Origin of the sequence: Mesorhizobium sp. M7A.F.Ca.US.006.04.2.1, from assembly GCF_004022915.1 — a bacterium.
GTDB lineage: Bacteria > Pseudomonadota > Alphaproteobacteria > Rhizobiales > Rhizobiaceae > Mesorhizobium > Mesorhizobium ciceri.
The window spans coordinates 1-906 of the sequence record NZ_RZQA01001409.1; the positions used below are offsets into that span (position 1 = coordinate 1).

Annotated in this window: 1 pseudogene; it reads right to left on the reverse strand. The window is 57.6% G+C overall.

The window, feature by feature from the left end:
- Positions 1–143 precede the first annotated feature (143 nt).
- Positions 144–774 (reverse strand): annotated as a pseudogene (locus tag EN925_RS37690) (tyrosine-type recombinase/integrase).
- Between the last annotated feature and the right edge of the window lie 132 nt (positions 775–906).

Sequence of the window (906 nt, forward strand, 5' to 3'; positions counted from 1 at the left end):
GGCTTTGAACGCGCTGAGTCGCGAGGGACGCCCCAGCGTGGTCGCCACGATGCCGCTTTCAATCAGTGACAGATCTGTCCGCAACGACCGAGATTGGGCGCAAGCTGGTCACGGCTCCACTTGTGAAGTGGAGCCGCACCTGATCAAACCTCCGTTGCCTCCGAAAGTTCGAGAGCATCCTCAACATCGACGCCCAGATAGCGGACCGTGTTCTCGATCTTGGCATGACCGAGCAAAATTTGGATGGCTCGCAGATTTCCCGTCGCTTTGTAGATGATCGAGGCCTTGGTGCGACGCAGGGAATGGGTTCCGTATTCCTCTGGTCAAAGCCCGATCGCCTCGACCCATTCGTCGACGAGGCGGGCATACTAACTTGTGCTCATGTGAGCCCTTGGATTGATCCTGCTCGGAAACGCGTAATCATCGACTGTCCCGCCGCGTCGCTCCAGCCATGCGAGAAGGCTGGAGCGTGTGTCGCTCATCAACTGGTACTGAACAGGTCGGCCGGTCTTCTGTTGGATGACCATCGCGCGACTTCGGATTTCCGTCCTACAACAAGGTGGCCGATTTGATCTTGACCAGATCGCAGCCGCGCAACTTGCTGTCGATCGCCAAATCGAAGAGCGCTCTGTCTCGCAGACGCCGCTCTCGATCGAGATAGAAGCGTATCGCCCCATATCTGTCGAGTTTCAGAGGGCGTTTCGTTCCGATCTTCTTGCCTGCATTCCATGCGCGGCGATCGGAGGCGGCAAGGTCGTAGCACGAGTGTCCCATTTCGTTTCTCCTTCGGCCATGATTGGCCACCGGAGAAACGTCGGTCGACGGTTATGGGCCGAAACTTGCCCTTCGGAATTCGGAACGAAGTTGTCGACAAGCAGCCCTTCAGCCTATGACGGCGTTCGTCGC